Source organism: Candidatus Dechloromonas phosphoritropha, from assembly GCA_016722705.1.
GTDB lineage: Bacteria > Pseudomonadota > Gammaproteobacteria > Burkholderiales > Rhodocyclaceae > Azonexus > Azonexus phosphoritrophus.
Map to the genome: position 1 here is coordinate 732,571 of JADKGN010000001.1, position 24,983 is coordinate 757,553.

The following is a 24,983-nucleotide window of genomic DNA, read 5'->3' on the forward strand; positions in this document are numbered from 1 at the left end:
TGCATTGAACATTTAGCTGATCGGTCGCGTTACGTTCCCGCGTGGTGAAACGGGCGTAACTGTATTGTTGCGAGCATTGATGGTGTTCGTCAGTTCGGTGCGTGTGGCACCGATTTCCCCGCGCAGCAAGGTCACGCTGCTGTTGATCGCCGCCGATGTCGTGGCCTGCTGATCGGACAGCGCCAGGGCCTGTTCTTTGCGTAATTGCGCGGTAAGCTCGGCATTCGCGCTTTTAATTTGATCGCCTAATTTGAGGGCATCGATCTGCGTTTTCACTTCGGCGCCGATCTTTTGCGGCAGGTCGCGCGTCGCAGTGGCGACCGATTTGGCCACAATTTCGTCCAGCCCTGCAAGGCGAGCATTGACGCTGTCAGAGATGTGCGTGTCGAGCTGGGTTTGCACCTCAGCGAGATTGCCTTTGATCTGTTCGCTGATCACGTTTTGCAAATCGCCGCGCAGCGCTTCCGTATTGATTTTGACTTGTTCACTGATCTGGTTTGCCAGATCAGCGCGCAGGGTGTCGATACCGCTGGCGACTAACGACGGAATGCGTTTTTCGAAATCTGCGACACGCCCTTCGATCGATACGAGGCGTGTATCGACTTGTGTTTGCAGACCCTTGAAACGAGTGTCCAGCGCGGCGTTGACGTTGGCGCTGATCTGGGTCGACAGATCTGTGCGCAGCGCGGTGATCATTTCCGCCGTCGTCGCACGCACCTGCTCGGGCACGCCGGCGAGGCGCTTATCAATCAAGGTGACGGCGTTGTCGTTGGCGGTTTTGCCGACACTCTCGGCAGATTTCGCAATGCGCGCGTCCATGCTGGCATTGGTGCGTGTTTCGCTGTCGCCGATGCGCGTGTTCAGGTTTTGTTCGAGCGTCTGCGCGCGGGCATCGACGGTTGCATTTAACTCATTGCGCAAACGGCCTTCGCTGGACGTGATGCCGTCGGTGAGTGCCTGTTGTAGCGCACCGTCGCGCTCATCCTGAAGTGCGTTCAGCTGCTCCTTCAATTGCCCGGTTGCGGTGGCAATGCGTTGATCAAGACCGCCAGCGCCACCCACGCCTGCCGCGTCGCCGATTTCGTTCAGGCGTACTTCAATATCGCGCATACGCAGCAGATTGCCATCGACACCCTTTAAATTGTCGCGCAGCGTTTGCAGGTCTCCGATCTGTGTTTTCAGTTGTGCAACGTCGATAGGGTTGCCGTTGGCATCGCTCAAGCTTGTGCGCAGTTGTAGCACAGTGTCCAGATTGCCGCGTAATCCGTTGACATCGTTCGATACCGCGCCGACCAGCGTGCGCAGATTTTCGACGCCGGCAAAACGCGCATCGAATTGCGACAGCACTTTACTGCGATCCGCGGCATCAACTGAGGCGCGATCAAGCAACAATTGATGGGTCTCCGCCAGTGTGCTCAGGCGCGCGACTTCGGTGCCAAGGCTGGTTATTTTCTGCGTCGCTTCGCCGAGCGCGGTGCGAGTCAATACAGAGCCCTGGCTCTGCTGGCCGCCGAGCTGCGCCTGTAGATCGGCGTCGAGCCAAGTAATGTCGATCTGGCCGAGGTGCACATGATCAATCGCGGCAAAGCTCTGCGCCAGGCTCGACTGGGTGCTATCTTCCTGTGTGCGGTCGACCTGCAAAATACCGCGAAGCACATCGATCAGCACATTCCACTCGCCAGCCTCGATGCGCATACCGCGCTGTTTGTTAGCGACCGGATTGAGTTTGTCGACCAGTGTCGCTATGCGTTCCAACTGCAAGGTGGTGGCCATGGTGTTACCTCTAAGTACAAATGACAGATTATTCGAATTCCAAATTAAAACGATAACCGCGTTGGCTTCGTCTTCGGTTCCTAGCCGCACCATTGTGCTTTCTTCGTCGCCTCATCCTCGCCGCGCTGTTCTCCCTTTATAATGTGGAATTAGAATTACAAATTGCGGCTCAAAATCGCTCCACCCACTGAACGATCAACTTTGCGCTGGTGTTCGAGTTCGGCGGCGTAGGTGGTGGTGCGCTGCTGTTTGGCCAGGTCGATGCTGGTCGACAGCCCTTTGACCGATTCGGCGTTGGCGAATGCAGGGTCACCCGCTTTTTCGTCGAGCAGCGCTTCAAGTTTGGTCGACAGCTGCACCGCAGTATTGCGCACTTCACGCCCAAAGGTGGTTGGCGACGCGGTGACACTGGTTTCCAGATTTTTTACCAGCGTGGTGAACTCCAGTCCTTTCGGTGAAGCCGGGTCGATCGCCGCCGTATCCAGTACATCCGTAATTTGCTGGCGAATACGCTGGGTCTGAAATTGGCGTTGCAATTCGGTGAGTGATGCGCTGACGCTGTTGATCAGTTCGCCGAAATTGCCCGACACCTCATCAAACTTTTTCTCCAGCTCGGGATGATTGTGTCCGATGGGGCTGGCCAGTTGAGTCAGTTGGCCGAGCGCACCGGCGAGGTCGCGGATCGCGCCAGCCATGGCATTCCAGTCCTGCGCCAGAATGGCTTCGCCGGGCAACTTGTTGCCGAGTGAGGTTACGGTTTCCGCCACTGATTGCGCCAGATCCTGCACCGGCGCCAGATTGGCGTCGGGAATATCTTCAATCGGCGTGTTGCGGAATTTCGATGGATCGATCACCACCGAAATATTGGTCGGCCCCACTGGCAGCACGCGTATCGGCCTCTGCAGTATCGGCAAAGCGACATTCGGGTGCCGAATTGCAATTTCGTAAGCGCCAGGGTCGATTTTTGGCACGCGCACGGTGCCATCCAGAAATGGCGTCACAGTGCGCACGACATTTCGCGAAACCGGATCGATGACCTGAACACTGATGTCGCGATTCGCTGCCGGAAAGCCGAGAAGGTTTAAGGTTAAATCCTGCATGATGATCGCCTCTTGGGAGTGGCCCGTCTTCTTTAATGATGCCGGGTTAACAAAAATAACTAGTGTCCAAACGGAAAATCGATTTCCCAAAACAAGGTGATGTCCTGGCCGGGGCGTAATGTCACCGGTTCGAACACCACCTGGTTATAGAGTTTCTCTCCGGCGCGCAGCCCGGCCTCGGTTACGTCAACCAGCTCCAATGTCGGTTTGAACACACTCGATACTAGCACTTGCACGCCGTTAGCTTGATCGGTGACGAGCGTGAAATCGGCGGGTGCAATGGTGCTGCTGAGCGCCGCCGCTGGAATGCCGGCATCGTCCGGCGGCACCAACGCCATGGTGTCGGCGGTAGCGCCTTCTTTGGCGAAACCAACCTGCACATTGTTGATGGCGCCAGCATCAGCCTGCCCGGCAAACAAACCGGCGACAATTGCTGCGCCCTGGCGCAACACGATATTGCGTGTGCGACGTTCGGCAATCAATACGCCGTTGCCATCGCGCACACTGAGATGTAGGCGGCCGCGCGGGCGACAATCCCTATTGGTCATAGCGGACTCCTGAAACAATATTATTCAAATCGCGAATCTCCTAGAGAGGTCTCGCCGAATTGGCCACCGAGCGATAAACGGTCATGTGTACCCGCCGATCCGGCTTGGCGGTCGGTGACCAGCCACGGCAGCGTCACGCGCACGCGCTGTCCCTGCGTTTCGGAAAATGGCACAAACTTTACTTGCGAGCGCACGCCGGCAGCGCGCAAATCAGCGATGGCGCCGCGCAAGCCATCGGCAATTTCCGCATACATCGGCATGCTTTCAGCACTGCTCACGGTGTCGGGCTCGGCGATGAGATAACGCGGCACCTGCACCTCGAAACTCGCCGGCTCGGTTTCAATCCATTGCATTTCCAACCTTGCGACCGTGCCGGAGGGAAACAGCGCATGATTGAATACGGTTTCATCAAACACTGCTTCATATAAATGCTGATCGGCAATCGAAAAGAAAAAATGGTTAAGGCCTTTGATGTCGAACAGACCGATAGCGAGAAATATCCAGTCGTTGTTGCCGCGTGCCACGCGCGGCAAACGCGGCTGCGCGTCCAGCTGGGCGCGGGTGAACGGGACGCCGAGCTGAAAGCCGCGCAGGCTGAACAGGCGCGCGCTGACGTCGACACCGTTCAGTGTGGCCACGGCGGTGTCATCAGCGCCCGGTTTGGCGTTGATTTCCAGCCGCTGCCCGAACGGTAATTCCTTCGCGTAGCCAATCATATCGCCAGTGGTGATATTCACCAGAATCGGCACCGTGGTTTTGCCACCATATACACCGGTCAACGCAAAGGTAACTTGCGTTTCGTCGAGGCCTTTGTTGGTTTCCGACCAGCGGTACAGATAGGGAATATCGCCGCCACGCGCAGCGAGTACGCCACTGGTTTTTTCACGCGTTGGATTCTCGTTAAGCTGCAGGGGGCGGAACAGCGGGCGCTCGGCTACCGGCGCAAAAGCCTTTTCGAACGGCACGCGCTGCAATCCCGGTAATAATTGATAGGCCAGTTGATTGTCGGTATCGCTCAATGCGTTTTCGGTTTCACGCAAATAATCATAAACAAATTTCTTGATTTCATTCGGCCCCAGCGCACCCGCCAGGCGCGCTTTCACCAGCGGCAACAGGCGCGCGCGAAAGGTGCGCAAATCTTCCCATGCCAAGCGCTTCACGCCGACCAGCGCTGCCAATTTTTCGGCGTCGGCCAAGCGGTAGGCGGTGCGAACCCAATGCGTTTGCCGTAGCCGATCCATATCCTCGTCGACGCATTCCAGTTCCAGCGCCATGGTATCCAGCAATTGCGTCAGCACCGCGTCAGGCGCGAGCGTATATGGGTCCGGCAAATAACTTTGCAGCGCGGGGAGGTGTTTCATGCAGTTACCTCCACGGATGCGACCGTAAACATCTGCTGCGGCTGCACGGTAAACGTGGCGCCGCCCTGGGCAATCACCACGAACTGATCGACAGTGCTTAGCGTAACCTGCAATTTTAATGGGTCAATGGCGTACTGCGTGTCATTGCGCAGCGCGGTCAACAGGATATTGCTGTCGACGCTGCCAGATTTCAGATTTTCAAAAAAAGCATTCAGACGCGTTTGAATTTCAGTTTTTACCTGCGCGATCGGCACACCGGCCAGTGCCTGCGTGACCATTGATGCACGTACTTCCACCGAAATGGTATCGCCGGCGCTCAGTGCCTTGTCGAAAGCATCGGCTTCAAAGGCCACATCGCTGTCGAGCAGTTGTACGCTGCTAGATGCGTCCGGCTCGAAATCGGCGCTGGGGGTGCCGGCTTGGCCGCCTAGTACGCTGAATGTCAGCACCGCATCCACGATGCGCTCGTCGCGCAATATGGCTGCGGTCAGCGCGCGGTTGCGTAGCTTCTCGCCAACGCCTTTCTTGCGCACCTCGCTGACCAGCGTGAATTGCGCCAGGCTGTGTACCTGTGCGATATCGGCGGGTGCCATGCTGCTGCCGGCCAGCGTTAATTGCATTTTTGCTTGCAGCGCGATACTGGCGGCACTGTCGCGCACGATGCGAATGCCGGCCGGCCGTAATTCCTCGATGCGATCCAGCACCGCACGCGGCAACGCGCCGCCGACGCCGGGCTGCATCAGATCGATCGACAATTTGATTTCGCCCGGCACGCCGTTTGGCATTTCCACCAAACTCACGCTGCGCACTTCCGGCAATTGCAAAAGACCATGCTCTATAGCGCTGACCGTGCCCTTATTGCTGGCGAGCAGCGCGTCACGGGCGCGGGCGCGTAACTGTTCGTCGGTTTCATCGTCGCTGGCGCGCGTGGTGGGGCGCTCGTTGGTAACGTTGTCCAGCCCGGCGATGGCGCGCTGGACCACCGTCAGCACACCGGTATCCACGACGGGCGTGATATCGCTACTGCCGCGCACCGCGATTTGCGCCGTCGCTTCACCGGCGAGCATCGCGCGTGTTTCGATAGTTTCGTAGCGAATTTTATCGGCGCTGTCGGTGATCGGCGTGCCAGCCGGAATGGTAATACTGCCGATCGCACCGGCACGGCGACTGAAAGTCACGCTGCCGACCGGGCGTCCGGCGCGAAAACGTTGATAACCCAGCAGCGCCACTACGCGCTCAAGCGAAGCGCCGGTCGCGGTTTCCAGAAAGGCCGAGTCGTACACCAGATTGAGTTGCGCATAGAGCAGCGCCAGCTCTTTGCTGACGGCTTCGAGCACGGTGCGGGTAACGCTGCCGACATTCAAATCGGTGAGCGGAGTGGGGTCGGTATTGCGCGGATAATAATTGACGCTGACATCGGTATCGGTCGCCGGTTTTTTCCCGAACGTTAAAAACCGAATGAGGCTGACATCGCTGGGGTCGGATGGATCGGCGACCAATTCATAGTCGTTGAGTGTGAAGGTATACGGCAGTAGCTGGTCGCCTGGGCGCGCCGGCTCCACCAATCCCGACACCAGCGATACGCGTTTTACCGGCCGCCGCAACAACACGATATCGGGCACGTGCAGCGGGCGCGCCAGCAGGTTGTAACTGACGCGATGCAATTCGCGCGTGACACCCTGCGTGAGATTGGTTAGGACATCGCGCACGATGTCCGGATAAAGGCGATCGACAAAACTCACTGTAACCCCCCGCACACTGTACGGCATTTTTTTAATGCCTGTTTCCTGCTCGGATTCACAGCATGACCTCCAATGTCAGCGCGAGCGGATCGTTGTCGTCGACCGGCAGTACTGAAAAACTGATGCGTATCGTGTCGGGTTGATCGGCGACGGTTGCCACCGCCAGTTCCAGCAACGTCTTGACGCGTGCCTCCTGCTGGATGGCTTGAATCGTGAACAGCCGCGCCAGATTGCGCGTGGCCTCGTTGTTCAATTCACCGATCAGTTCGAGCAGGCGGCAGCCATAGTCCGGGTGGCCGAGTCCAGTTAGCGCGCCTTTGCGTGTCAGCAGACGCAGCACCAATGCCTGCGCCAGATTGGCGCGTCCGGCAACCCCGCCGGCGTCGCGAATTTCACCTTGCTGCGGCAACCCGCCTTTGCCGCCGGGCACAACCTGCACATCGAGCACCCCCCACGAATCCGCGACTTCGAGCGGCACGCTGCTGGGCACGCCGCTGTATCGCGTCAACGCGATATCGCTGCCCAATACCGTATAGCTTTTGGCTGCTTGCGCTGCGGTCGCCATATCAGCCGCCAATAAACACAGTGCCGACCGCGACGACCGAACTGACGGGTGCATCGGCGGGATCGTTGCAGGTCAGCGCGATATCGCCATTGCGCGCCGCCGCCTTGCCGCCAATTTTCACGGTGCCGCTACCGGCTTGAATCGTGGCTTTATTGGTAGGCGGTTTTTGAAAACTCACGCCGGGTGGGGTTGGCATGTGCGCCGGCGAGTTGTCCGCCGTCGAGCCGACCACCGCTGCGGGTGAGCCGCCGATATTCACGGTGGCGATGGTGCCGCCGCTGATTTTTCCCGCAAACGGATGCGGCAACGGCGTCGGTACCTGCGCGGGTCCGGCGGGCACAATGACGATATGCGTATCCGTGCCGATGACCTGGTCATTTTGCTTGGCTGCGGGCTGTCCCATTACGTAACACTCCTGATTTCAATAGGCCGGTTAGTTCAAATCGATGGTTTGGCCGGCCACTTTCACCGACAGATCGCCGGAAAGTTCGATCTTGTTCGCTTTCAATGTCAGTGTACCTGCCGCTTCGATTTTTACGTCGCCGCCTTGCTCGATCGTCACCGACGAATCGCCGACTTTTAATTCCGCCTTACCATCCGAACTGCTGCTTTGCGTGAGTTTGAAGGTAGTGTCCTGCGCTTTTAGTTCGATACCGGCGTCGTCGATGTTGACCGCGATTTCAACCGATCCGCCCAGTTGCAGGTGAATCGCACGTGTACCGTCGCCGGGCGTTTTTACTCGCAGTTCGAGCCGCTTGTCGGTGTCGGCTTCATCGCCAGGCAGCACCGTCACCCATTCGCCGGGTGCATTGTCCGGCGGCGCGACGATTTCGTTGTAAAGGCGGCCGATCACTACCGGTGCGTGCGCATCGCCGCCGATGAACAACACAATCACCAAATCATTTTCGCGCGGCAGCGAAGCCATGCCCGTGACGCCGGTTGCAATCGGCACCTTCGGCAGCACTAGCCCGGTTTCGCGCAACTGCACGGTGCAGGCGTACAGGTGGTTGCTGGCGTCGGCGGCGTGCAGTGTCTTCACCACCGCGAGGCCGGCGTGCCAGTGCTGCCCGACCTCATGGCGCGCGATCTGCCGCAGGGTATGAACGATCTGTTGCATGACTACAAAAGCCCTCCGGCCACGCCCGCGAGCGAACCCAACAATGCGCTGGGGTTGAAACTGTCGCCGCCCTGCTGAAAATGCACGCTCGAGGTGGCGACGCCAGGGCTTAGCTCGTGTTCCACACGCGTCAGCCACACCGGGCCGGCCAACAGATTGTCCGGTAATTTTTGAACTTCGACCACGCTGCCACAGCGCAGTTGTGGCAGCAGAAAAGCGCGGAAGAGACCGCTATCGAGGCCGGAGGCGTACAGTCGTTGCGCGGCCGCGCCGGCGGTGGCCGCCGACTTCACCGTGCGTAGCGCGGGTTCGAAACGCCAGCGGCTGCCGCGTGCAGGCCCGTCCGGGCGATTGCCCGCGAAAAAATCCGTGCTCGGCCGCAATACATCGGCTGAGGCAGTGTCGCCGGCACCGGCCTCACCCACGATGACGAAAGCATCCATCGTAGCCGCACGTTTGTCTGCGTGCAACGCAGTGATTTCGCGGCCATACAGCAATGCCACTTCCGCCTGTGATGCATCAATCACGTTGGCTTCGACCTCGTTTGCCGCGTTGATGCGCGCCACAGCGCCGCCCCAGGCGGCAACGCGCGCGACATGTTCCCATGCGGTGCGCGAGGGATCTGCGATATAAAAGGCCAGATCGGGGCCATCCTCGAGGGTGGCGGCATCGACACCCATGGTGTCGAGCAAATTGCGGATCACCGTCGCGGCGCTGACGTTTTCGTAGGTTTCAGCGGGGCGGAATCGCGACAGCACACCGCCGGCATTGATGCAGGACACCCGCAGCGAATCGAAATCGCGTCGAATCGAGTCGATTTCTCCGGTAAAAACAATTTCCTCTGTTTCGCCGCTATTGACGGTCAGCTCAACCGTGTCACCGTGGTCCGCCGAAAAAGGCGCGGTAATCGGCAGCCATACCGTGAGCGTATCGACACGCGGCGCCAATTCGAGCGCCACCCTAATCCGCAGTGCCTGTTCTGTCCAGCGTTGCGAGCCAAGGGTGAGCGCATAAGTAGGCAACAGTTGTGAGGTCATTCAGTCAGCCCCGCCACTGCGCTGGTCAAGCCATCCACCGCCGAGCCAACGGATTTCAATTCTCCGATTTTGTCCGACAGTGGTTTGATCGGATTGCCGACGTTGGCCAGATCAGCCAGGTTGGCAAGCGCGGCGATCTGCTGTACGGCGTCGAGCGCGGTATCGACAGCGTCCATTACCGCGCCGGCCTTGTCGGCAATCTCGCCCAGCACATTGCCAAGCGCGCCGGGATCGAAACCCAAATCACCCAGACCGAAACCACCCAGCCCGCCGAAAGAGCTCAGCTCCGCCGGCGGCGGCAGCGGCGGACTTTCCACGAGGACGATGTGATAGGCAATCTGGCCGGCCGGGCCAACATGCTGCTCCGCCACAAAATATTCGATCACCATTTTGTCGACCGCGAGTGCCGTGGTGATGTCGGCAGAAAATGTCACTTCGGTGCCAGCGCCGGCTTTCTCCTGCAATTTTTTCAAATCGTCGGTCGCCGTTTCCGGTAGCAAAAAGCCCGCGAGCGTGACACGGTGTGAATGCCGTCCAATTTTCTGTTGCAGCGTGCCGTCAAGTCCGGCAATGCGTTGTTGCATGAATCCCTGCTCAGTTTCCTGACGGATGTGCTGCACCGCTTTCAGTTCGATATCGTCCAGCATTGGCGCGCCCATGCTAATTCTCCAGCTCGATGCCAGCGGCCTGCGCGGCTTCGTCCAGGCGCGCACCGAATTCGGCAATGCAATAATCGGCGAGTTGGGGCAATGCCTCTGACTGCTTCAGCGCCATCGCAGCGGCGGGCGGCAAGGAAATGTCCGCCAACTGGGGTGCAGTGGTCGGGTTATTTTTTTGCGGCACCAAAGCGGGCGCAATGTCAAGCTTGGCCGCCATTTGTTGCGGATTTCTAATTCGTTGAATTGTGGTGAGCGCCGCCGGGTGCTCGGCTGTAGAAGCTTGATGCGTCGGTGAAAAATCCTCACGCGCACTGGTCGAACCGCGCAACGGCGGGGCCGTGGCGACGGCTGTGTCACCCTGCACCGCAGTCTGTTCGGCTGACACTGTACGTTGCGGAGTCGAAAAATCCACGCGAAATCGATTGGGCGATGGCCCTGAGCTTTGTGCGCGCTCGCGGCCGGATGCCATGCTGGAAGATGCCTGCGTACCTTGTAATTGCACGGGTCCGGCGAGCGGGGACGATTGCCCGGCAGGTTCGGCCGCAGCTTCTTCGGAAATAGCTACCGACTCAGTCGCGGGCTTCGTTGTCTCAGCATGAGAGCTGGTGGGACGCAGCGGTGGTTTTGATATTTTTCCCAAATCCATTTCTGGCGCAGCGGACGCGGACCTCACCGGGGTGGCTGCATCGTCATTGTCGCGCGCCATGTTATCGGGCTGCTCGTTACTGGAATGCGCCTTGCCCGGAATTACCACGATGCGCGTCATCCCTGGCTCAGCAGTTGGGGTGGCATCGGGTGGCAGCGGCTGCGTGGCGCGCGTGGCCTGCCACAACAATTCAACTTCGCTGGCGTCAAGCGTGTTGAACATGTCTGGCCCCAATTGCAGCGAGCGGCAAATATCCAGCGTCACGCTTGCAAGCAACTGTTGATCGAGCGGCAAACCAAAATCGCCATCGGGTGCGTTAATCCAGCGCGCCAAAGCCGATAGCACACTACGGGATTCTTCGGTCGTGGACAGATTTTTGCCGCCATCGTTGAGCGATACGCGCAAAAACTGTGTTTGTAAAAAATGTTCGCCGAGGTGGGCGAAACGCGCTAGATTGCGCTTCTCTCGCCACGCTAGTGGTCGCACCACATAGAGATTGTCGTCAAGCGCGATGCGTGCGACACCATCCCGGCAATCGATATCAAATGGCCATGCGGCATCGCCATCGCGCACCACGGCGTTCTTGGCGTCGACGAAAGCCGCCATTCCGGATTATCCTGGAAACGGTAATTGACCGCTGGCAAGGTAATGTAACATTATGAATTTATATCCTCTTTAGTGATTTTTGGTGTTCACCGTTCAGGTGAGAGCGCTACATGGAGGATTACCGTTTCTCGGATTACTCTTCCCTGACGCGTGTTGCACTGAATGAATACACGGTTTCGGCATGGCCCTCTGCACTCAAACCGAACGACTTGTCTTCGAGATAACAGCTGTCGAACGAAACGCTGCGGCTGGCGTCGCCATTGCGCAGCGTGGCGCTTACGGAAAATGACGTGTTGTCCTGCAGAAATCCATCCAGTGTGGCGTTGATGGATGCGACACGCAGTCTTCCAGCAACATTCTTGGTGCCGAAGTACACCGCGATGCGCTCATCGGTGCCGATGGCGCCGACCTGCTGACGATTCTTCACAACGTTGTATTCAATCGATTGCAAACCCTCGACGGTTTCCTCGTTGATTTTTACTTCCGATGAAAATGCAGTAAATAGTTGTGCCATGCTGATGCTCCCTCAAACCGAATCAATTCTTCACAAGAATCGTGGCGTAGATGTAATCGATTGCACGCACCGGACGAATCGCAATATCGATGCGCACGATGCCATTGGCGAAGTCGGTCTGGGTCGAATACACGTTGACAAAAAACGCCGGATCTTTACCGTCAGTACTCGGCACCAGCGCGCCATCCCTTTCCATCTGAAGGAAGAGCGCGATGATTTGTTGGCGCAGTGCGTTGCGTGCTCCCTCGTTGTTGAGCAGGCCGATATATTTGTCCGAGATTGCTTTGACTTCGCGTACTGATTTATTGGCCGTGCGCTGCACATTGATTTGCCGGCCGCTGGTCAACAAACCTTTGACGACAATCGTGCCAAGCCCGCGTTTCTGGTTGATCGCCACCACGTTGCCGGTGATCAGGTGTTCCAGCTGCGAATCGGTGTAAGTTCCGGGGGGCACGCCAAGTGCCGCGACCGTTTTAAACGTCGGCGACTGAAAATAATCCTGGCGGCCGAGCAAGCCTGCAAGCGCCGCTTCAGTACCGGCTGGCGCGCTCAAAATGAAATGGTCGCTGCGCACATCGTCCGCATGGTCGAGCATCGCATCGACTTTGGGCGATTCGGTTTTTGTCACCGACCCAATGCCAATGCGATTGCGCGCCACATCCGCCATCTTCGTGCAATGCGCGACCACCAGTTTGTGTACCGATTTAATGCCGCTGTCGTCGAGTTGATTCGCGACAGATGCGATCACCAAATCCACTTCTTCGGCCGCCTCCAGATTTTCCAGCGCCGTTTGGTAGTCGTCAGCAAGCTGGGATGTCCCGCCACTCAGCGCTAGCGGCCTCGAGTTGTGCACCGGTAGCGAAGTCGCGTGGCTGCGCACGAACAGGTCATGTGCACGAATCAGGCTGGAAGTACTTGCCAATACTTCGGGCAGGTAATTGATATCGTCCGGATCCAGCGTAAGATTGTTGAACGTTTCCGCAGTGGCGCCATCTTGCGACACCACGACATTGACGACACCGGTTTTTCCGTCGATGGTCGATATGCTCTGCATAATTGCTACCGCCAGAGCGCCGCTCGCGCCGGTTGCCGGCACAATCTCGAGCAACGGGTCGCTTGCAACGCCGTCAGTCAAGGCCAGCGCCGGTCCCTTGTTGCGCCCCGCTTTAAGATTGGTGCCGGTGTTGACATCCGGCAACTGCGTGGCAGCGCCGACTATGGAGAAACCCAACAGTGGGTCGTTCAGCGCCACAAACGCGGCGAGATCCGCAAGATTGCTGTAACTCGCCGTATCCCGGCCCTCGGTGATGACATCAATGTTGACGCGGCGTGGCAATGGTGTTCCTGCAATGACAGAGGGAAGCACCGCGCCGCGCGCCACAATCACAACGTCGGGATCATTCGCCGTTGCGGCGATTAGGGCCTTGATCGTGGTAAACGGCCCCAGCGTGCGCGGCGCGCCCACGGCAGGGGTAATCACGATATTCACACTGTCTGGGCCACCGCTCGACACGTTGACGCGAATGCCAGTGCCCGCGCTGCCTGCTTGCCGTGCGGAGACTTCAATGCTGGGGGCATCGGCAGCACCGACCAACACCAGCCCGGCCTGACCATCGCTGACGACAATCGAACTGAGGTTGCCATTTTTCCCAGTCTTCTTGGCGGTGGCGAGAATGACATCCGTGGCACCCGACTGCAAGGTAGTGAACGCCGCGCGCGCCTCCACATCGGCCAGCGGCGCGCTGGCGATGGTTGCCGGCAGTGCCTTCTGAAACAGTGGGTCGATCGCAACCAGAATCCGCGAGTCGTTATTGATCCGATCAAAAAAATAATCTGGGCTGTCTTCGTTTAACCCCAGATTATTCAAGACCTCGACGACTTGGCCATTATTCAAGATTTCGAGGTTGACATATTTAATACCCTTGCCAGATAACGTCTTGATTTGTGTTACTTTCACTGAAATATTGTTGCCCCACGCACCCTCGGCGCGTGCTTCCAAAGTGACAACCTGATCGCCATCATCATCGAGCAGTGTGCGCGTTGCTTTTTGCGCGCTGCCCGGTGCCACTCGCGCAATGACCATACGCGAAACACCGTTGGCAAAGGCCTCGCGTACCTCCGGCAGGGTGTAGCGGCTGGCAGGGCCAAATAGTTCGACAAATTCGCCGAAATTACTCACTGGCGTGGGAGTAGTCGGGCCTCGATCAGTAACGCCAATAACGCCCAATATGCCCGTAGCCCCAGGCAATACAGGTGCTGGCTCGAATTCGGTTTTGACTTGAACGCCGGGAACTATTAACGCCGAGGCCATATCCATCTCCATAATAATTATATAAAAATACCGAGAACCGTTGTCGGTGCTCTTTAGGGAATATCTGAAAAAATCCCAATTTTCATGAGCGAATTGGATACTTAAGCATGAACGACAAGAAATCGGGTTAATTTCGGGTATTTCACCTTCTGAATGCTTGCCCTTGCGGGCTATTTTACGTTCCCAGATCTTTCAGGCGCTAGTGCACAATTAGCACTAACTTATACAACAGGGGCTTAAATTCAAGATTTTCGGCATGAACCACCCCTATCCCCATCCTGATTCATACACCAGCCACAATTTGCTCAGCGCGGACGGATTTCGGCATGCCGAGGTACGTGAACCGGTTGATGATCGCCACCCGAACGTGGCTCTCGGCAGCCTGCCGGTCAAACGCACGGGAGAACAGGTGACCGCCCAATTGTTTGAGCCGATACATCATGTTTTCGGCAATGCTGCGTCGGTGGTAAGCGGAATCCTCCTTCCAGCCGGCGCGACCCCTGGATTGGATCTCAGCCAGGAGGGCATCCCGGGGATGGTCGTTTCCCCAGGTCACCGCATCCTCACGTGGAGCAATTGTCGCCTTGGCATCCCGCTCGCGGATTGCAGCATGGGTGCCTGCGGTGGCGTAGGCGCCATCGGCAGCGACTTGGGAGACTTCACCCTCGACTTGCGCCAACAGGTCAGGAAAAACGTCGCTGTCGTGCCAGTCGACGCTAGTCACCTCAATGCCAATGATGTCTTTGGCCGTTTCATCAACCACCAGGTGAATCTTGCGCCAGGTGCGGCGCTTGCCATCCCCTTGCGAGCGGACTTGCCATTCGCCTTCGCCGAATATCTTCAGGCCTGTGGCGTCGACCATCACATGGGTGGCCCCGGTTCTCGGGCGCCGGGGTATCTGCACTTCCAGCGTGGCTGCCCGGCGCGACATGTGGGTGTGATCCGGCACCGGCAAATCCAGCGCAGACAAACGCATCAACGACTTGAGCAGGCCTTCGGTGGCCCGGTAGGGCAGACGGAACAGGGCTTTGAGCGTCAGGCAGGTCTGGATCGCCAGGTCCGAGTAAGTCCCCGGCTTGCCGCGCCCGACCGGTCGCGGCGGCGTCCAACTCTGGGCGATGCTGGCTTGGTCAAACCAGATCGTCAGGTTGCCGCGATTGACCAGCGCTCGATCGGTTTCCGCCCAGTTCTTTACCTGGTAGCGGTATTTCGGCTGTGCCGTGCGCTCGTCTCTCTGGGTTCTTGCAGCCATCTGTATCTCTCTCGCTCGTCAAAAACTCGCCACACGGCGAACTATGACATTATATTGCTCCAATGCCGATCTTTCATGGCAATCATCTCCTTTGGCCCTGCTCAACAATTGAGCAGAAAGGTTAGTCACCCTGAGTAATTTTCAAAGCGCACTACTCAAACTATCTGGGTCCTATTCAACACGCGACAACACGCGTGCCCCATCAGTTTCCTAGGCCGACGCCATGTCTGGTTCGGCGCAACCCATCCCCACCCCGTCAGTCGGGGCCGCACCCCAGACCTCGCGACAAATCGCAGCGAAGCGTGCAGAACCGAATCATGCCGGCCTCGACGCTCATCAATCCCGTTAAAAAATCCGGGTACAAAAACTCTACCTCATCTGGGCCTTGTAGTACAAGGCTTTCCGGGCAGAAAATGGCTCCCTTCGCCAGGATATTTCAATTGCATGCAAACGACCCTGCAAGAACGCCACTTTTCTCAATGAAATCAACAACCGGCCCAATCAGGGTGGCACAGCGTCAGTGTTCGGTCGCCGCACTGGACGTGCACAGTTTGCGGTGGCCAGCGCGCAGGTTGAAGAATGAGCCAGGGCAATCGCATTTACTTCTTGAGGAGAGAGGCCGAGCAATGAGGCCCGATATTTTGGGAGTCGATCTGCGGTTTTTCAGCGGGAGCGCAAACTGCGCTTGGGGTACTGAGTATCTTGGCGTAGCAACGCAATGGCGAACTTGCGCAGGGTGGCGAAGTTATGCGGCGCGTGGTCTTTGCGGACACGGCAGTTGTCCTCTCGAAACGTGACATCGAGCACCCAATGCAGGCTGTTCTCGATACCTCAATGACTGCGTGCTGCGTTGGCAAAAGACGCTGCGGAGGTGACGCCCTTGCTGCCGATGTAGAAGGCGCGCTCCTTGGAAAGCGTGCCGTTGATGTCCCGCTGTCGCTCGATCATGCCGACGCCAGCGAGTTTTGGCCAGTGTGTCTGGAACTTCTTGTCCAGCCAGGACAGGTTCGTGACCCACATCGCCCGTCGGGCTTCGATGCGGCCATGGTTCTTCTCGACAGATTGGAATCGATCAACCGGCAGCGTGCCGAAGCCGGCTGTCTCGCCATCAGAAAAGAACTCTCGCAAGGCATTCGCCAAGGTTTCCTGATTATCCTTGACGGCCAGCAGATAATTCCCGCCCTCGTCGAGAATCTTCCGGGCAATCTCGGTCTGGCAACCGATGGCATCAATCGTCACGATGCATCTCTTGAGGGTCAGTGTGTCGAGCAGCGCCTTGATGGCGGGTATCTCGTTGCCCTTGCCACGGGTATGCTCCTGGGCCAGACACAAGCCGCTGGCAGTGGCGTAAGCGCTGATCGTGTGCAGCGCGCTGTTATGGCCATCCCGGGAACCACAGGCGGTCTTGCCGTCGATGGCGACTACCCCCGCCACAACGCCGATGAGGCCGCTGATCCATTCACGGAAACAGGTCTCGAATACTTGGGCATCCAGCAGGCGGAATACCCGGCCAAAAGTGTCATGGGACGGTGTGCCGTGCTCAAGAACCAGGTGCTGCTTCAGCCAAGCCTCGTTGTCCTCGACCCATTCGGCGACATCCACCCAACTATCCGCTTCGCACAACACTGCGCACAGCGCCATCAGGATCATTTCCGTCAGATCGTGCCACTGCGCAGGCCCGGTGCGAGGATCATCCAGACCAACAAATACTTCCGCCAGTGTCATTTCCATTCCCGACAAAAGTCGAGAGTAGACCTGATTCCGACCGAGTCCACAAGCCCCCGTCATAACTCACTGACACTAAACAACTTTCCAGCAGGGTTTACGATATCTGCGTATGCAATAGCCCTGAAGAATGAGCTTCCCTCTGTTTTTCGTCTTCCAACTCATTGGCATTATGCCGCCAATTGCTGCTCATGCTGAGTCATAATCCAGTCTTCTAGGAATTTCATGGGCAAAGCGTAGCCGAGCGTGGAATGACGACGTCTGCGGTTGTCCCCCAAAAGGACTTCCTTCAGGGGGTAGAACGGTTGGATGTAGTCGAACAGATCGGCTTGCACTTCGGCCCGCGTGCTGTAGCGGGTGCCATGCACCCGCTCATTTTTCAGACTGTTGAAGAAGCTCTCGGTCGGCGCGTTGTCCCAGCAGTTGCCCTTGCGGCTCATCGAACAGACCATCCCGTGGGCTTTCAGCCGCGCCTGAAAGGCGTGGCTTGCATACTGGCTTCCTCGGTCGGAGTGATGGATCAGGCCCGGTGCCGGTTTTTTGTGGAACCAGGCCATGGTCACCCGAGTTCGACAGCCAGAAGCGCAAGTCATTGACTATGCGAGGGATGCATATTTGAAATTGGCACTACAAGCGTTTTGTTGAGGGTTCCGGGAGGTCGATGGTTTCGAAGAGATCCTTTTGTTCCGGCGTGATGGCCGACAGCCCTGAGGCCGACTGACGTTGATGCAAGGTAATCTGATGAAACTGAATCCGGCGCACGATCTCCAAGGCTCGCTCGGGTGTGAGCCGCATGTCCGGTACGCCTGGGGCATCTTCAGGGGCGAACCACACCCGTTTAGGGTCACCCGCGAGCACAAGCATAATCCGCTGCAAACCTTCGCCTATCTTGGCGTGACAGTTCTGATCAATCCGCTGATCTGAATTTCCGGTCTCGCCTATCTTTACTACAACGAACTCGAAACTGCCGGGATGGCGCTCGATCTCGGCACGATCGCCCTGCTCCATACCATCGGCGCCTTCTTGATGCTCGCCTTCCTGATCGGCCACATCTACGTCATCACGACCAGGCATACGGTCGGTGCCCACTTCAAGGCTATGGTTGCCGGCTGGGATGAGGGTGAAGAGCGCCACTGATCGCATATCGTGCATTCCGGTAGCGCCACAATACGCCGGATTGACTTCTGGCAGTGGCGCCGGGATACTTGCCTGAGCGGCGCTGCAATTGCCTTTCCCGAAACTCTGGAACTGATACGCGAGGTACCCGAATGCTGATCAAGAACGACCAGTCGATATTGCTGCTGATCGACTTGCAGGAGAAACTTGCTCCCGCCATCGAGGATATCGATGCGGTCATTCGTCACAACCTGTGGCTGGTTGACGTCGCGGGGCGCCTTTCGGTGCCGGTCGGTGCAACTGTTCAGTATCCGTCCGGACTCGGACCGCTCGTCCCGGAACTCAGCTCCCGCATTCAGCCCGATCGCATCGTCGAGAAGCTGCATTTCTCGGCCGTCGCCGACAACCGCCTGGGGTCGCTACCCGACATTTCCCGCCGCCAGATCGTTCTGACCGGTACGGAAACGCATGTCTGCGTTCTGCAGACGGCACTTGATCTGCTGGCTCTGGGCAAGGAGGTATTTGTCGTTGCCGAGGCGGTCGGCTCGCGCCGCGCGTCCGACAAGGAACTTGGGCTGGCGCGCCTGCGTCAGGAGGGATGCCGCATCGTTTCGCGCGAGATGGTTGCCTTCGAGTGGCTGCACCAGGCTGGAACTGATATGTTCAGACAGATCAGCCGCGAGTTCCTGCGCTGAGAATTTCAATCTCTGTCGCCGGAGCTACCGCAGTTTGTCTTGCTGTAAAAAAGGGCGCTTGTCGCGCCCCAGAGTTAACCCTCGATCTGATCAGATCACAGGATGGCCGTGTGCTCCACTTGCTGACTTCCACTCGGTTCGTAAACCACGTGCGGACGACCAACCAGTAGTGGATCGACAGGCCCGATAGCCGCAACGTCCTTACCGGCATAGTCTATCTTGTGCAGCACGAAACGCATGGCGTTGAGACGCGCGCGCTTCTTACAATCGGATTTGACCACCGTCCATGGTGCTTCAGTGGTGTCGGTATGGAAGAACATCGCCTCCTTGGCTTTGGTGTAATCGTCCCACTTGTCGAGCGAAGCCAGATCGATCGGCGACAGCTTCCACTGCTTGAGCGGGTGAACCTCGCGCTCCTTGAAGCGGCGACGCTGTTCCTTGCGGCTCACCGAGAACCAGAACTTCATCAGATGAATGCCGCTACGCACCAAAGTGCGTTCGAATTCAGGTGTCTGGCGCATGAACTCGCGGTATTCCTCCTCGTTGCAGAAACCCATCACACGCTCGACGCCGCCCCGATTGTACCATGATCGATCCATGAAAATGATCTCACCGGCCGTCGGCAGGTGCCTCACGTAACGCTGGAAGTACCACTGGCCACGCTCCTCCGTCGTCGGCTTCTCCAGCGCGACAACGCGCCCACCGCGCGGGTTGAGGTTCTCGGTAAAGCGTTTGATGGAACCACCCTTGCCAGCCGCATCACGCCCCTCGAAGATGATGACCATGCGTTGGCCGGATTCCTTGACCCAGTTCTGCAGCTTAACCAGTTCGACCTGCAGACGATACTTCTGCTTCTCGTAGGCCTTGCGCGACATCAGGTTGCGATAGGGGTAGGAATTGTTGTCCCGCCAGCCGCTTGCCAGTTCGTCGTCCGGACTGGTCGGCAACTTCCATGCCGGCGCTTCGTCCTTGCCGAGCAGCGCCTTGCGCAGAGCCACCGCGTCATCCGGCGACGCGCCCGTCATAATCGCTTCCAGGGACTTGGCCAGTGCGACCGTATCACCGGGAGGAGCATGAGCAATGATGTCTTTCAGGGCAACGGTCTTTTGCTCGACCGCAGCGCTGACAGCCTCGGCCACGTCATAGGCCTCCATCGCTTCGGGAGTGTGCGCCGGCGCAATGTCGCCAGCCGCAGCCCTGCGTGGCTGCGCCGCACGGGGCGTGGCGACGCGTGCCTTGAGCACCACCGGCTTGGCGGCCGGTGAATCGGCACTCCCGGCAGGTTTGGCGGCGGCAACCGCTTTGCTTTTTGTACCCGGTTCGGGCGTCGAAGTCTTCTTGTCCATCTAACTTCCTCCAGTATGGTATGTGATCCGTTGTGAAAATCTTGAGTTCAGATTGCTGACTGACGAAACTTCGTCATAATAGACCCGACATGCTGGGCGCTTCAACCACTTGCAGGCAATTGGCCACTGTTTTTCTGAACTTTTTCGCTTCCCTGCGGCATGTGCGATAGACGCCCGCCCGCGATCATTCTCTTGACAAGGGCGGTTCCAAGTGGCGTTGGCGCAATGTAATGTCATAGCTTGCCGGGTAGCGGAATTTTGATGAGGCGGATTCAACTCTGAAATGCAACAGGGTAATGACGGGAGTGTAGCTGACTCATGAAGAGGTCGTGAGGTGTATTGTAGTCAAGGCATTTTCGAGGTCGGTGATTGAGACGGAGCCTGGCAAGTCCGATATTTTTTCGGAGATGCCATCAAAGCTCATTTTCTTGGGGAAGAACTGCCGAATGAGGCCGTTCATATTCTCGTTGGCCCCGCGTTCCCAAGAAGCATAGGGTGGGCGAAGTAGCAATCAGCCTGGAGTTGCTCGGCAAATCGCTGATGCTGGGCAAACTCCTTCCCGTTATCCGTCGTCAGTGTGTGGACAGCGTTCGCGAAAGGCATCAGCAGGGAAATCATCGCATCTGAGACTAAAGTGGATCCCTGAGTCAAGACAGATTTCATCCGGGTTTAAGCTGTAGCCATTGCTCACATGCAGCGAAATGGCGCTGTCCCGGTTTTGCTTTTGCTTTGGTTGTTGCCGTTGCCTCTGATCTTGCGTCTGTGGGGGAGAAATCCCCTGTTCCGCTACGCTCCACAGGGGATTTCTCCCCCGCGCGCGGAAATTTATCCACAATCAATGCCCCGCCACCGACAGCGGTTCGATGCACGACGTCGGGTGTATTTTGTCCCAAGGACTGGTGCGGACGTTCGCCGTTGTAGAAGACAAAGTACTCGGTCAGTCCAACCAGCAACTCGCCCATCGTGGCATAGCCCTTCAGATACACATCCTCATGCTTGACGCTACGCCAGAGCCGTTCGACAAAGATGTTGTCGAATGCCCGTCCGCGCCCATCCATGCTGATGACAACCCTTTCGCGCTTCAGCACGCCGGTGAAGGCCGCGCTGGTGAACTGTGAGCCTTGATCGCTGTTGAAGACTTCGGGCCTGCCGTGGTTACGCAAGGCGTCCTCCAGGCAATCGACACAGAATACCGCTTCCATGCTGTTGTTGATCCGCCAACTGAGCACCCGGCGTGAGTACCAGTCGATGATGGCTAGCAGGTAGGTGAAGCCATGCGCCAACCGAATGTAGGTGATATCCGTGCTCCAGACCTGGTTGGACCTGACAACGGGGACTCCGCGCAGCAGATAGGGGTAGATTTTGTGTTCCGGGCGTGGGCGGCTGGTGTTGGGGCCCGGCGCCATGCCTGCCAACCCCATCTGCCGCATTAGACGTTGGACCCGCTTGCGATTGACGATGTGGCCAGCGACCTTGAGGAATACGACCATCTTGCGGCTGCCGTAGAACGGCCGCCGTGTGTACTCCTCATCGATCAGACGACCGAGCAGCAGATCGCTTTCATCGACCGGCTTGGGCTTTTTCTGCGCATAAACCGTGGCGCGGGATACGCCCGCCAGAACACACTGCTGGACCACGGTGGCCTCATCTCCTTTGCCAATCCACGATTGCCGCATCATGACAGGCTCATCCCGGACTTTTTTTGAGCCAATCCAACTCCATCTTCAGTTTGCCAATTTCGCTGTACAGCAATTCCGGCTCCCGGTGAGCGGCCAGCGGCTTCGGGCCTCGTTTGCCTTCAAACAATGTCTTGGCTTGTTCCTGAATCTCCCTCTTCCACTGCCCGACCTGCACCGGATGAACACCGTACTCCTGACCAATCTCATTGATCGTCTTCATCCCTCGCACGGCCTCCAGCCCTACCTTCGCCTTGAATTCGGGCGAATGGACCTTCCTCTTCTTCACTTCTTGCATCACTTCTCATCCCTCATGACAGCGCACAGCTTAAACCGTTGTCTTAAAATGGGGACCACTATAGGGCTCCAGGTTTCCGCCAACTAGGTCTCGACAAAAATCCATGTCAGATCAGAATGGCGCTAAGTTAAGCCCATTCAGTGGAAAAGCCGTTCATGCCATAAAGATAAATGAGATAATTCGGCATGAAAAACGGCACGCTCCATCTCCCTGGATTTCACCTATCGACGCTGCGCCGCAAGCCACGCTCTGGCGCGCAAAAGCTGGCTGACGAAAAGATTCGGATTCGCCGGCATACGATCAGCCAACTGGGGGAGTGTTTTGGTTCCTTCATTCCGACCCGCGAACTGGGGAAGGAGAAGGTGGGTAATTTCAGTCGGCGTCGGATATTCAGCAAGGAGAACACCTTCTGGGGGTTTTTCACCCAGATTCTCGACGCCGACGGCGGTTGCCGGGAAGTGGTTCGCAAAGTTCAGGCGTTTGCGGCTTCTCGTTCGATGCCGGTGCCCTGCGCATCGACCTCGGCGTACTGTCAGGCCCGAAGCAAACTGGAGAGCGGCGGACTGAAACGCATCCTGAAGCACAGCGCCGAACAGTTGCAGCAGCGGGGACAGCATCGCCGATGGAAAGATCGGCGCGTCGTGGTAGTCGATGGAACGGCAGTGAGCATGCCCGACACCCCGGCCAATCAAGAGGCGTGGCCCCAGCCGGGAAGCCAGAAGCCGGGATGTGGATTCCCACAGGCCCAGATCTGTGCCTGCTTCTGTCTACAAACCGGCACATTGTTGAGTCATCGGGTCAGTTCCCTCAGGGACGGCGAATTGACTCTTCTGCGCCAGCAATGGGGAGAGTTCAAGCCCGGCGACATCATGATGGGTGACAAGGGGTTTTGCAGCTATTACGACGTCTGGAAATTCCAGCAAAGGGGCGTGGACACGGTGATGACCCTGGCGCGGCGGACACCGGTCGAAGCGGGGGCGGCGAGCGACGTGCTGGGGCCGGACGACTTGCTGATCACGTGGCCCAAGCCCGTCTGGAACAAGAACCTGAGCTATTCCCATGAAGAATGGCGGACGCTTCCCGACGCTCTCACGCTACGCCAGATCAAGGTCACGATCACGGTGCCGGGCATGCGCAGCGAGTCCTTCTATCTCGTGACGACCCTGCGCGATGCACGGCGGTTTCAAGTCCGAAGTGCAACAAGCTGATGATGATGCTTAACCCGGATGTTTCATAAACCCGCCGCGCGATGTCAATGTCGTGCCATTCCAGCCGTGATGCGAGTCAGCTTGCTGCGAATTTTGCTGCCAACCCGCCACGATCGGCCAAATACCCCAACTTTTGGGCATCACACCCTGCCGCCATCGATCCCTGGACAGAGCGCTGGCGAGACCTCACCTCCGCTCAAGCGGATTCGAGTCGGCAGCATGAGACGGCGTCGCCGAGTCGATCAGGCCGGCGGGCGCGGGACGAGGTAAAGCAACTCGGTCACCCGCGCCAGCACCCCCTTCATCGGACACGACGTAGGCAAGGACAGCTTGATCCGATCCTTGTACTGCACCACGCGCACCGCCAACTTAAAGAGTTTCAGGATAATCGACAGCGGTTGCGCCTTGGCCAGTTCCGTATGCACCAGCGTGTTCTCGCGCAAGCCGTGAATCAACCCATACGCCGCACACGAATAGAACAGCCGCAGGTGATTGGCGAGGAAGGCATGATCGGAGGTCCGGTCACTGGCCAAGTCGTTCTTCACCGCCTTGATGAAGTTCTCGTCCTGCCCTCGAGCACAGTACAGCTCTTTGTAAAGCACATCAGGCGTCGGGTCGGACAGCGAGGTCACCACGTACCGCGGGTTGTCACCCAAGGCCATCACCTCGGCCTTGACCACCACGCGGTAAGCCTTGGGCCACGAGCCCGCCTGATACTCGATATCGTCGTACAGTCGTGTCGCCGCAGGCTCGGCGTTCCCCAGGCGCTGGGCGTTGGCGCTGTGTGTCTGGTGCAGCGCACGGGCTTTCTTCAGCAGCGGCTCGGCCTTGGGCGAGAGCACCTGGTTGCCGGCCAGGCCGAAGAGAAAGTCCAGATGCGGATCGGACTCGCACAAGGTCATCAGTTCGGGATTCGCGAAGTGACCATCCCCGCGCAGCAGGATGTGGGTCTCGGGCCAGGCCTGGCGGAGCAGGTGCAGCACGCGCTTGATGATGACCGCATTCTCTTTACCGGTGGGACGCTTGCCCGGACGCAGGACGGCGGTGATCAGCTTCCCGGAGAGTCCTTCGAAGAGGAACAACGGCAGGTAGCAATGATTGCCGTAGTGGTGGTTGTAGAACGCCAGTTCCTGCTGCCCGTGAGTGGCATCCTCAGAGTGATCCATATCGAGCACGATCACGGCAGGCGCCTGGGCGTAGCTGGCGATGAAGGCGTCGACGAAGCTTTTGGCCAGGCGGTAAATGTCTTTGCGCGATACGCTGTTTTCGAGCCGGGAGAGCGTGGGGCCGGAGGCCAGGTCATTTCCCTCGCCCAGCGGGGCACGACCGACCGCCAGTTTGAACAGCGGATCGCGCCGCAGCGTGTTGGCGTCATTACCGTCGGCGTAGCCGCTGGCGGTCTGGAATATCCGCTGACGAAGCAGGTCGGCCAGCGGATGGTCAATGTACGAGGCGTGGCGTTTGTCGTGAATCGCGCTGACCAGGCGGGGAATCAGGCCGATTTGCAGGTCGATGCCACGCAACAGGAGTGCGCCAAAGTCGGAGGACATCGCCCCGCCGTCAAACTCTGCCCGGATCGTAAATCCGGCGCTGGCGGGAAAGCGAAGCTGGGTTGGGATAGAATTGTCCATGGGCGGTCTCGTTTAGGCTTCTTACGAAGCGTTATTGGCGTAACCCCAATTATATCA

The 24,983-nt window shown here is 58.0% G+C and carries 20 protein-coding genes and 2 pseudogenes; 2 read left to right on the forward strand and 20 right to left on the reverse strand.

The window, feature by feature from the left end; genetic code table 11:
* Positions 1 to 12: 12 nt before the first annotated feature.
* The 17 genes and pseudogenes from IPP03_03610 to IPP03_03690 form a co-directional block, all read right to left on the reverse strand.
* Positions 13 to 1,773 carry a hypothetical protein gene (locus IPP03_03610; GenBank protein MBL0351790.1) on the reverse strand — a complete coding sequence of 587 codons (1,761 nt, stop codon included), beginning with the start codon at positions 1,771 to 1,773 and terminating at the stop codon, positions 13 to 15.
* Positions 1,774 to 1,928: 155 nt separating this feature from the next.
* Positions 1,929 to 2,963 (reverse strand): hypothetical protein, encoded by a 1,035-nt coding sequence (locus IPP03_03615; GenBank protein MBL0351791.1) that lies wholly within the window; start codon positions 2,961 to 2,963, stop codon positions 1,929 to 1,931.
* Positions 2,933 to 3,421 carry a hypothetical protein gene (locus IPP03_03620; protein MBL0351792.1) on the reverse strand — a complete coding sequence of 163 codons (489 nt, stop codon included), beginning with the start codon at positions 3,419 to 3,421 and terminating at the stop codon, positions 2,933 to 2,935. Before IPP03_03620 ends, IPP03_03615 begins: the two co-directional genes overlap by 31 nt.
* Before the next feature lie 20 nt (positions 3,422 to 3,441).
* A complete protein-coding gene (locus IPP03_03625; GenBank protein MBL0351793.1) occupies positions 3,442 to 4,782 on the reverse strand; it encodes a hypothetical protein in 1,341 nt (446 codons plus the stop codon).
* Positions 4,779 to 6,524 (reverse strand): hypothetical protein, encoded by a 1,746-nt coding sequence (locus IPP03_03630; GenBank protein ID MBL0351794.1) that lies wholly within the window; start codon positions 6,522 to 6,524, stop codon positions 4,779 to 4,781. The genes IPP03_03625 and IPP03_03630 overlap by 4 nt, the downstream gene beginning before the upstream one ends.
* A 55-nt stretch (positions 6,525 to 6,579) precedes the next feature.
* The gene (locus tag IPP03_03635; GenBank protein ID MBL0351795.1) at positions 6,580 to 7,089 is read right to left on the reverse strand and encodes a GPW/gp25 family protein; all 510 of its coding nucleotides are present in this window, start codon (positions 7,087 to 7,089) and stop codon (positions 6,580 to 6,582) included.
* A 1-nt stretch (position 7,090) separates the two neighbouring features.
* A complete protein-coding gene (locus tag IPP03_03640; protein ID MBL0351796.1) occupies positions 7,091 to 7,492 on the reverse strand; it encodes a PAAR domain-containing protein in 402 nt (133 codons plus the stop codon).
* A gap of 30 nt (positions 7,493 to 7,522) precedes the next feature.
* The gene (locus IPP03_03645; protein MBL0351797.1) at positions 7,523 to 8,206 is read right to left on the reverse strand and encodes a hypothetical protein; all 684 of its coding nucleotides are present in this window, start codon (positions 8,204 to 8,206) and stop codon (positions 7,523 to 7,525) included.
* 2 nt (positions 8,207 to 8,208) lie between these two features.
* Complete coding sequence (locus tag IPP03_03650; GenBank protein MBL0351798.1) at positions 8,209 to 9,153, reverse strand: hypothetical protein; 945 nt, start codon at positions 9,151 to 9,153, stop codon at positions 8,209 to 8,211.
* Between the two features lie 86 nt (positions 9,154 to 9,239).
* On the reverse strand, positions 9,240 to 9,890 hold the full coding sequence (locus tag IPP03_03655) for a hypothetical protein (protein ID MBL0351799.1): 651 nt from the start codon (positions 9,888 to 9,890) through the stop codon (positions 9,240 to 9,242).
* Between the two features lie 13 nt (positions 9,891 to 9,903).
* Positions 9,904 to 11,154, reverse strand: coding sequence for a hypothetical protein (locus IPP03_03660; protein MBL0351800.1), 1,251 nt, complete (start codon positions 11,152 to 11,154; stop codon positions 9,904 to 9,906).
* A gap of 133 nt (positions 11,155 to 11,287) precedes the next feature.
* A complete protein-coding gene (locus IPP03_03665; GenBank protein ID MBL0351801.1) occupies positions 11,288 to 11,668 on the reverse strand; it encodes a hypothetical protein in 381 nt (126 codons plus the stop codon).
* A 22-nt stretch (positions 11,669 to 11,690) separates the two neighbouring features.
* Positions 11,691 to 13,847, reverse strand: coding sequence for a hypothetical protein (locus IPP03_03670; protein ID MBL0351802.1), 2,157 nt, complete (start codon positions 13,845 to 13,847; stop codon positions 11,691 to 11,693).
* Positions 13,848 to 14,262: 415 nt separating this feature from the next.
* Positions 14,263 to 15,231: an IS5 family transposase gene (locus IPP03_03675; GenBank protein MBL0351803.1), complete on the reverse strand. Its 969-nt coding sequence runs from the start codon at positions 15,229 to 15,231 to the stop codon at positions 14,263 to 14,265.
* A gap of 831 nt (positions 15,232 to 16,062) precedes the next feature.
* Complete coding sequence (locus IPP03_03680; protein MBL0351804.1) at positions 16,063 to 16,956, reverse strand: ISAs1 family transposase; 894 nt, start codon at positions 16,954 to 16,956, stop codon at positions 16,063 to 16,065.
* 170 nt (positions 16,957 to 17,126) lie between these two features.
* A pseudogene (locus IPP03_03685) lies at positions 17,127 to 17,519 on the reverse strand (DDE-type integrase/transposase/recombinase).
* Between the two features lie 64 nt (positions 17,520 to 17,583).
* A complete protein-coding gene (locus tag IPP03_03690; protein ID MBL0351805.1) occupies positions 17,584 to 18,090 on the reverse strand; it encodes a hypothetical protein in 507 nt (168 codons plus the stop codon).
* Positions 18,091 to 18,224: 134 nt separating this feature from the next.
* Between IPP03_03690 and IPP03_03695 the strand changes: the two genes are divergently transcribed.
* Positions 18,225 to 18,767: a hydrolase gene (locus tag IPP03_03695; protein MBL0351806.1), complete on the forward strand. Its 543-nt coding sequence runs from the start codon at positions 18,225 to 18,227 to the stop codon at positions 18,765 to 18,767.
* 95 nt (positions 18,768 to 18,862) lie between these two features.
* On the opposite strand, the gene ppk2 is transcribed toward IPP03_03695, so the two are convergent.
* Both ppk2 and IPP03_03705 read right to left on the reverse strand, forming a co-directional pair.
* Complete coding sequence (gene ppk2, locus IPP03_03700; protein ID MBL0351807.1) at positions 18,863 to 20,113, reverse strand: polyphosphate kinase 2; 1,251 nt, start codon at positions 20,111 to 20,113, stop codon at positions 18,863 to 18,865.
* 821 nt (positions 20,114 to 20,934) lie between these two features.
* A pseudogene (locus IPP03_03705) lies at positions 20,935 to 22,087 on the reverse strand (IS3 family transposase).
* Between the two features lie 185 nt (positions 22,088 to 22,272).
* On the opposite strand from IPP03_03705, the gene IPP03_03710 reads away from it, so the two are divergent.
* A complete protein-coding gene (locus IPP03_03710) occupies positions 22,273 to 23,295 on the forward strand; it encodes an IS4 family transposase (protein MBL0351808.1) in 1,023 nt (340 codons plus the stop codon).
* Between the two features lie 242 nt (positions 23,296 to 23,537).
* On the opposite strand, the gene IPP03_03715 is transcribed toward IPP03_03710, so the two are convergent.
* On the reverse strand, positions 23,538 to 24,926 hold the full coding sequence (locus tag IPP03_03715) for an IS1380 family transposase (protein MBL0351809.1): 1,389 nt from the start codon (positions 24,924 to 24,926) through the stop codon (positions 23,538 to 23,540).
* Positions 24,927 to 24,983 lie beyond the last annotated feature (57 nt).

What these genes read in the sequence shown, in the direction of transcription:
- IPP03_03610 (MBL0351790.1), bottom strand. Translation starts at nt 1,773, where the DNA reads ATGGCCACCACCTTGCAGTTGGAACGCATAGCGACACTGGTCGACAAA.
- IPP03_03620 (MBL0351792.1), bottom strand. Translation starts at nt 3,421, where the DNA reads ATGACCAATAGGGATTGTCGCCCGCGCGGCCGCCTACATCTCAGTGTG.
- IPP03_03625 (MBL0351793.1), bottom strand. Translation starts at nt 4,782, where the DNA reads ATGAAACACCTCCCCGCGCTGCAAAGTTATTTGCCGGACCCATATACG.
- IPP03_03635 (MBL0351795.1), bottom strand. Translation starts at nt 7,089, where the DNA reads ATGGCGACCGCAGCGCAAGCAGCCAAAAGCTATACGGTATTGGGCAGC.
- IPP03_03640 (MBL0351796.1), bottom strand. Translation starts at nt 7,492, where the DNA reads ATGGGACAGCCCGCAGCCAAGCAAAATGACCAGGTCATCGGCACGGAT.
- IPP03_03645 (MBL0351797.1), bottom strand. Translation starts at nt 8,206, where the DNA reads ATGCAACAGATCGTTCATACCCTGCGGCAGATCGCGCGCCATGAGGTC.
- IPP03_03655 (MBL0351799.1), bottom strand. Translation starts at nt 9,890, where the DNA reads ATGCTGGACGATATCGAACTGAAAGCGGTGCAGCACATCCGTCAGGAA.
- IPP03_03660 (MBL0351800.1), bottom strand. Translation starts at nt 11,154, where the DNA reads ATGGCGGCTTTCGTCGACGCCAAGAACGCCGTGGTGCGCGATGGCGAT.
- IPP03_03665 (MBL0351801.1), bottom strand. Translation starts at nt 11,668, where the DNA reads ATGGCACAACTATTTACTGCATTTTCATCGGAAGTAAAAATCAACGAG.
- IPP03_03675 (MBL0351803.1), bottom strand. Translation starts at nt 15,231, where the DNA reads ATGGCTGCAAGAACCCAGAGAGACGAGCGCACGGCACAGCCGAAATAC.
- IPP03_03680 (MBL0351804.1), bottom strand. Translation starts at nt 16,956, where the DNA reads ATGACACTGGCGGAAGTATTTGTTGGTCTGGATGATCCTCGCACCGGG.
- IPP03_03695 (MBL0351806.1), top strand. Translation starts at nt 18,225, where the DNA reads ATGCTGATCAAGAACGACCAGTCGATATTGCTGCTGATCGACTTGCAG.
- ppk2 (MBL0351807.1), bottom strand. Translation starts at nt 20,113, where the DNA reads ATGGACAAGAAGACTTCGACGCCCGAACCGGGTACAAAAAGCAAAGCG.
- IPP03_03710 (MBL0351808.1), top strand. Translation starts at nt 22,273, where the DNA reads ATGAAAAACGGCACGCTCCATCTCCCTGGATTTCACCTATCGACGCTG.
- IPP03_03715 (MBL0351809.1), bottom strand. Translation starts at nt 24,926, where the DNA reads ATGGACAATTCTATCCCAACCCAGCTTCGCTTTCCCGCCAGCGCCGGA.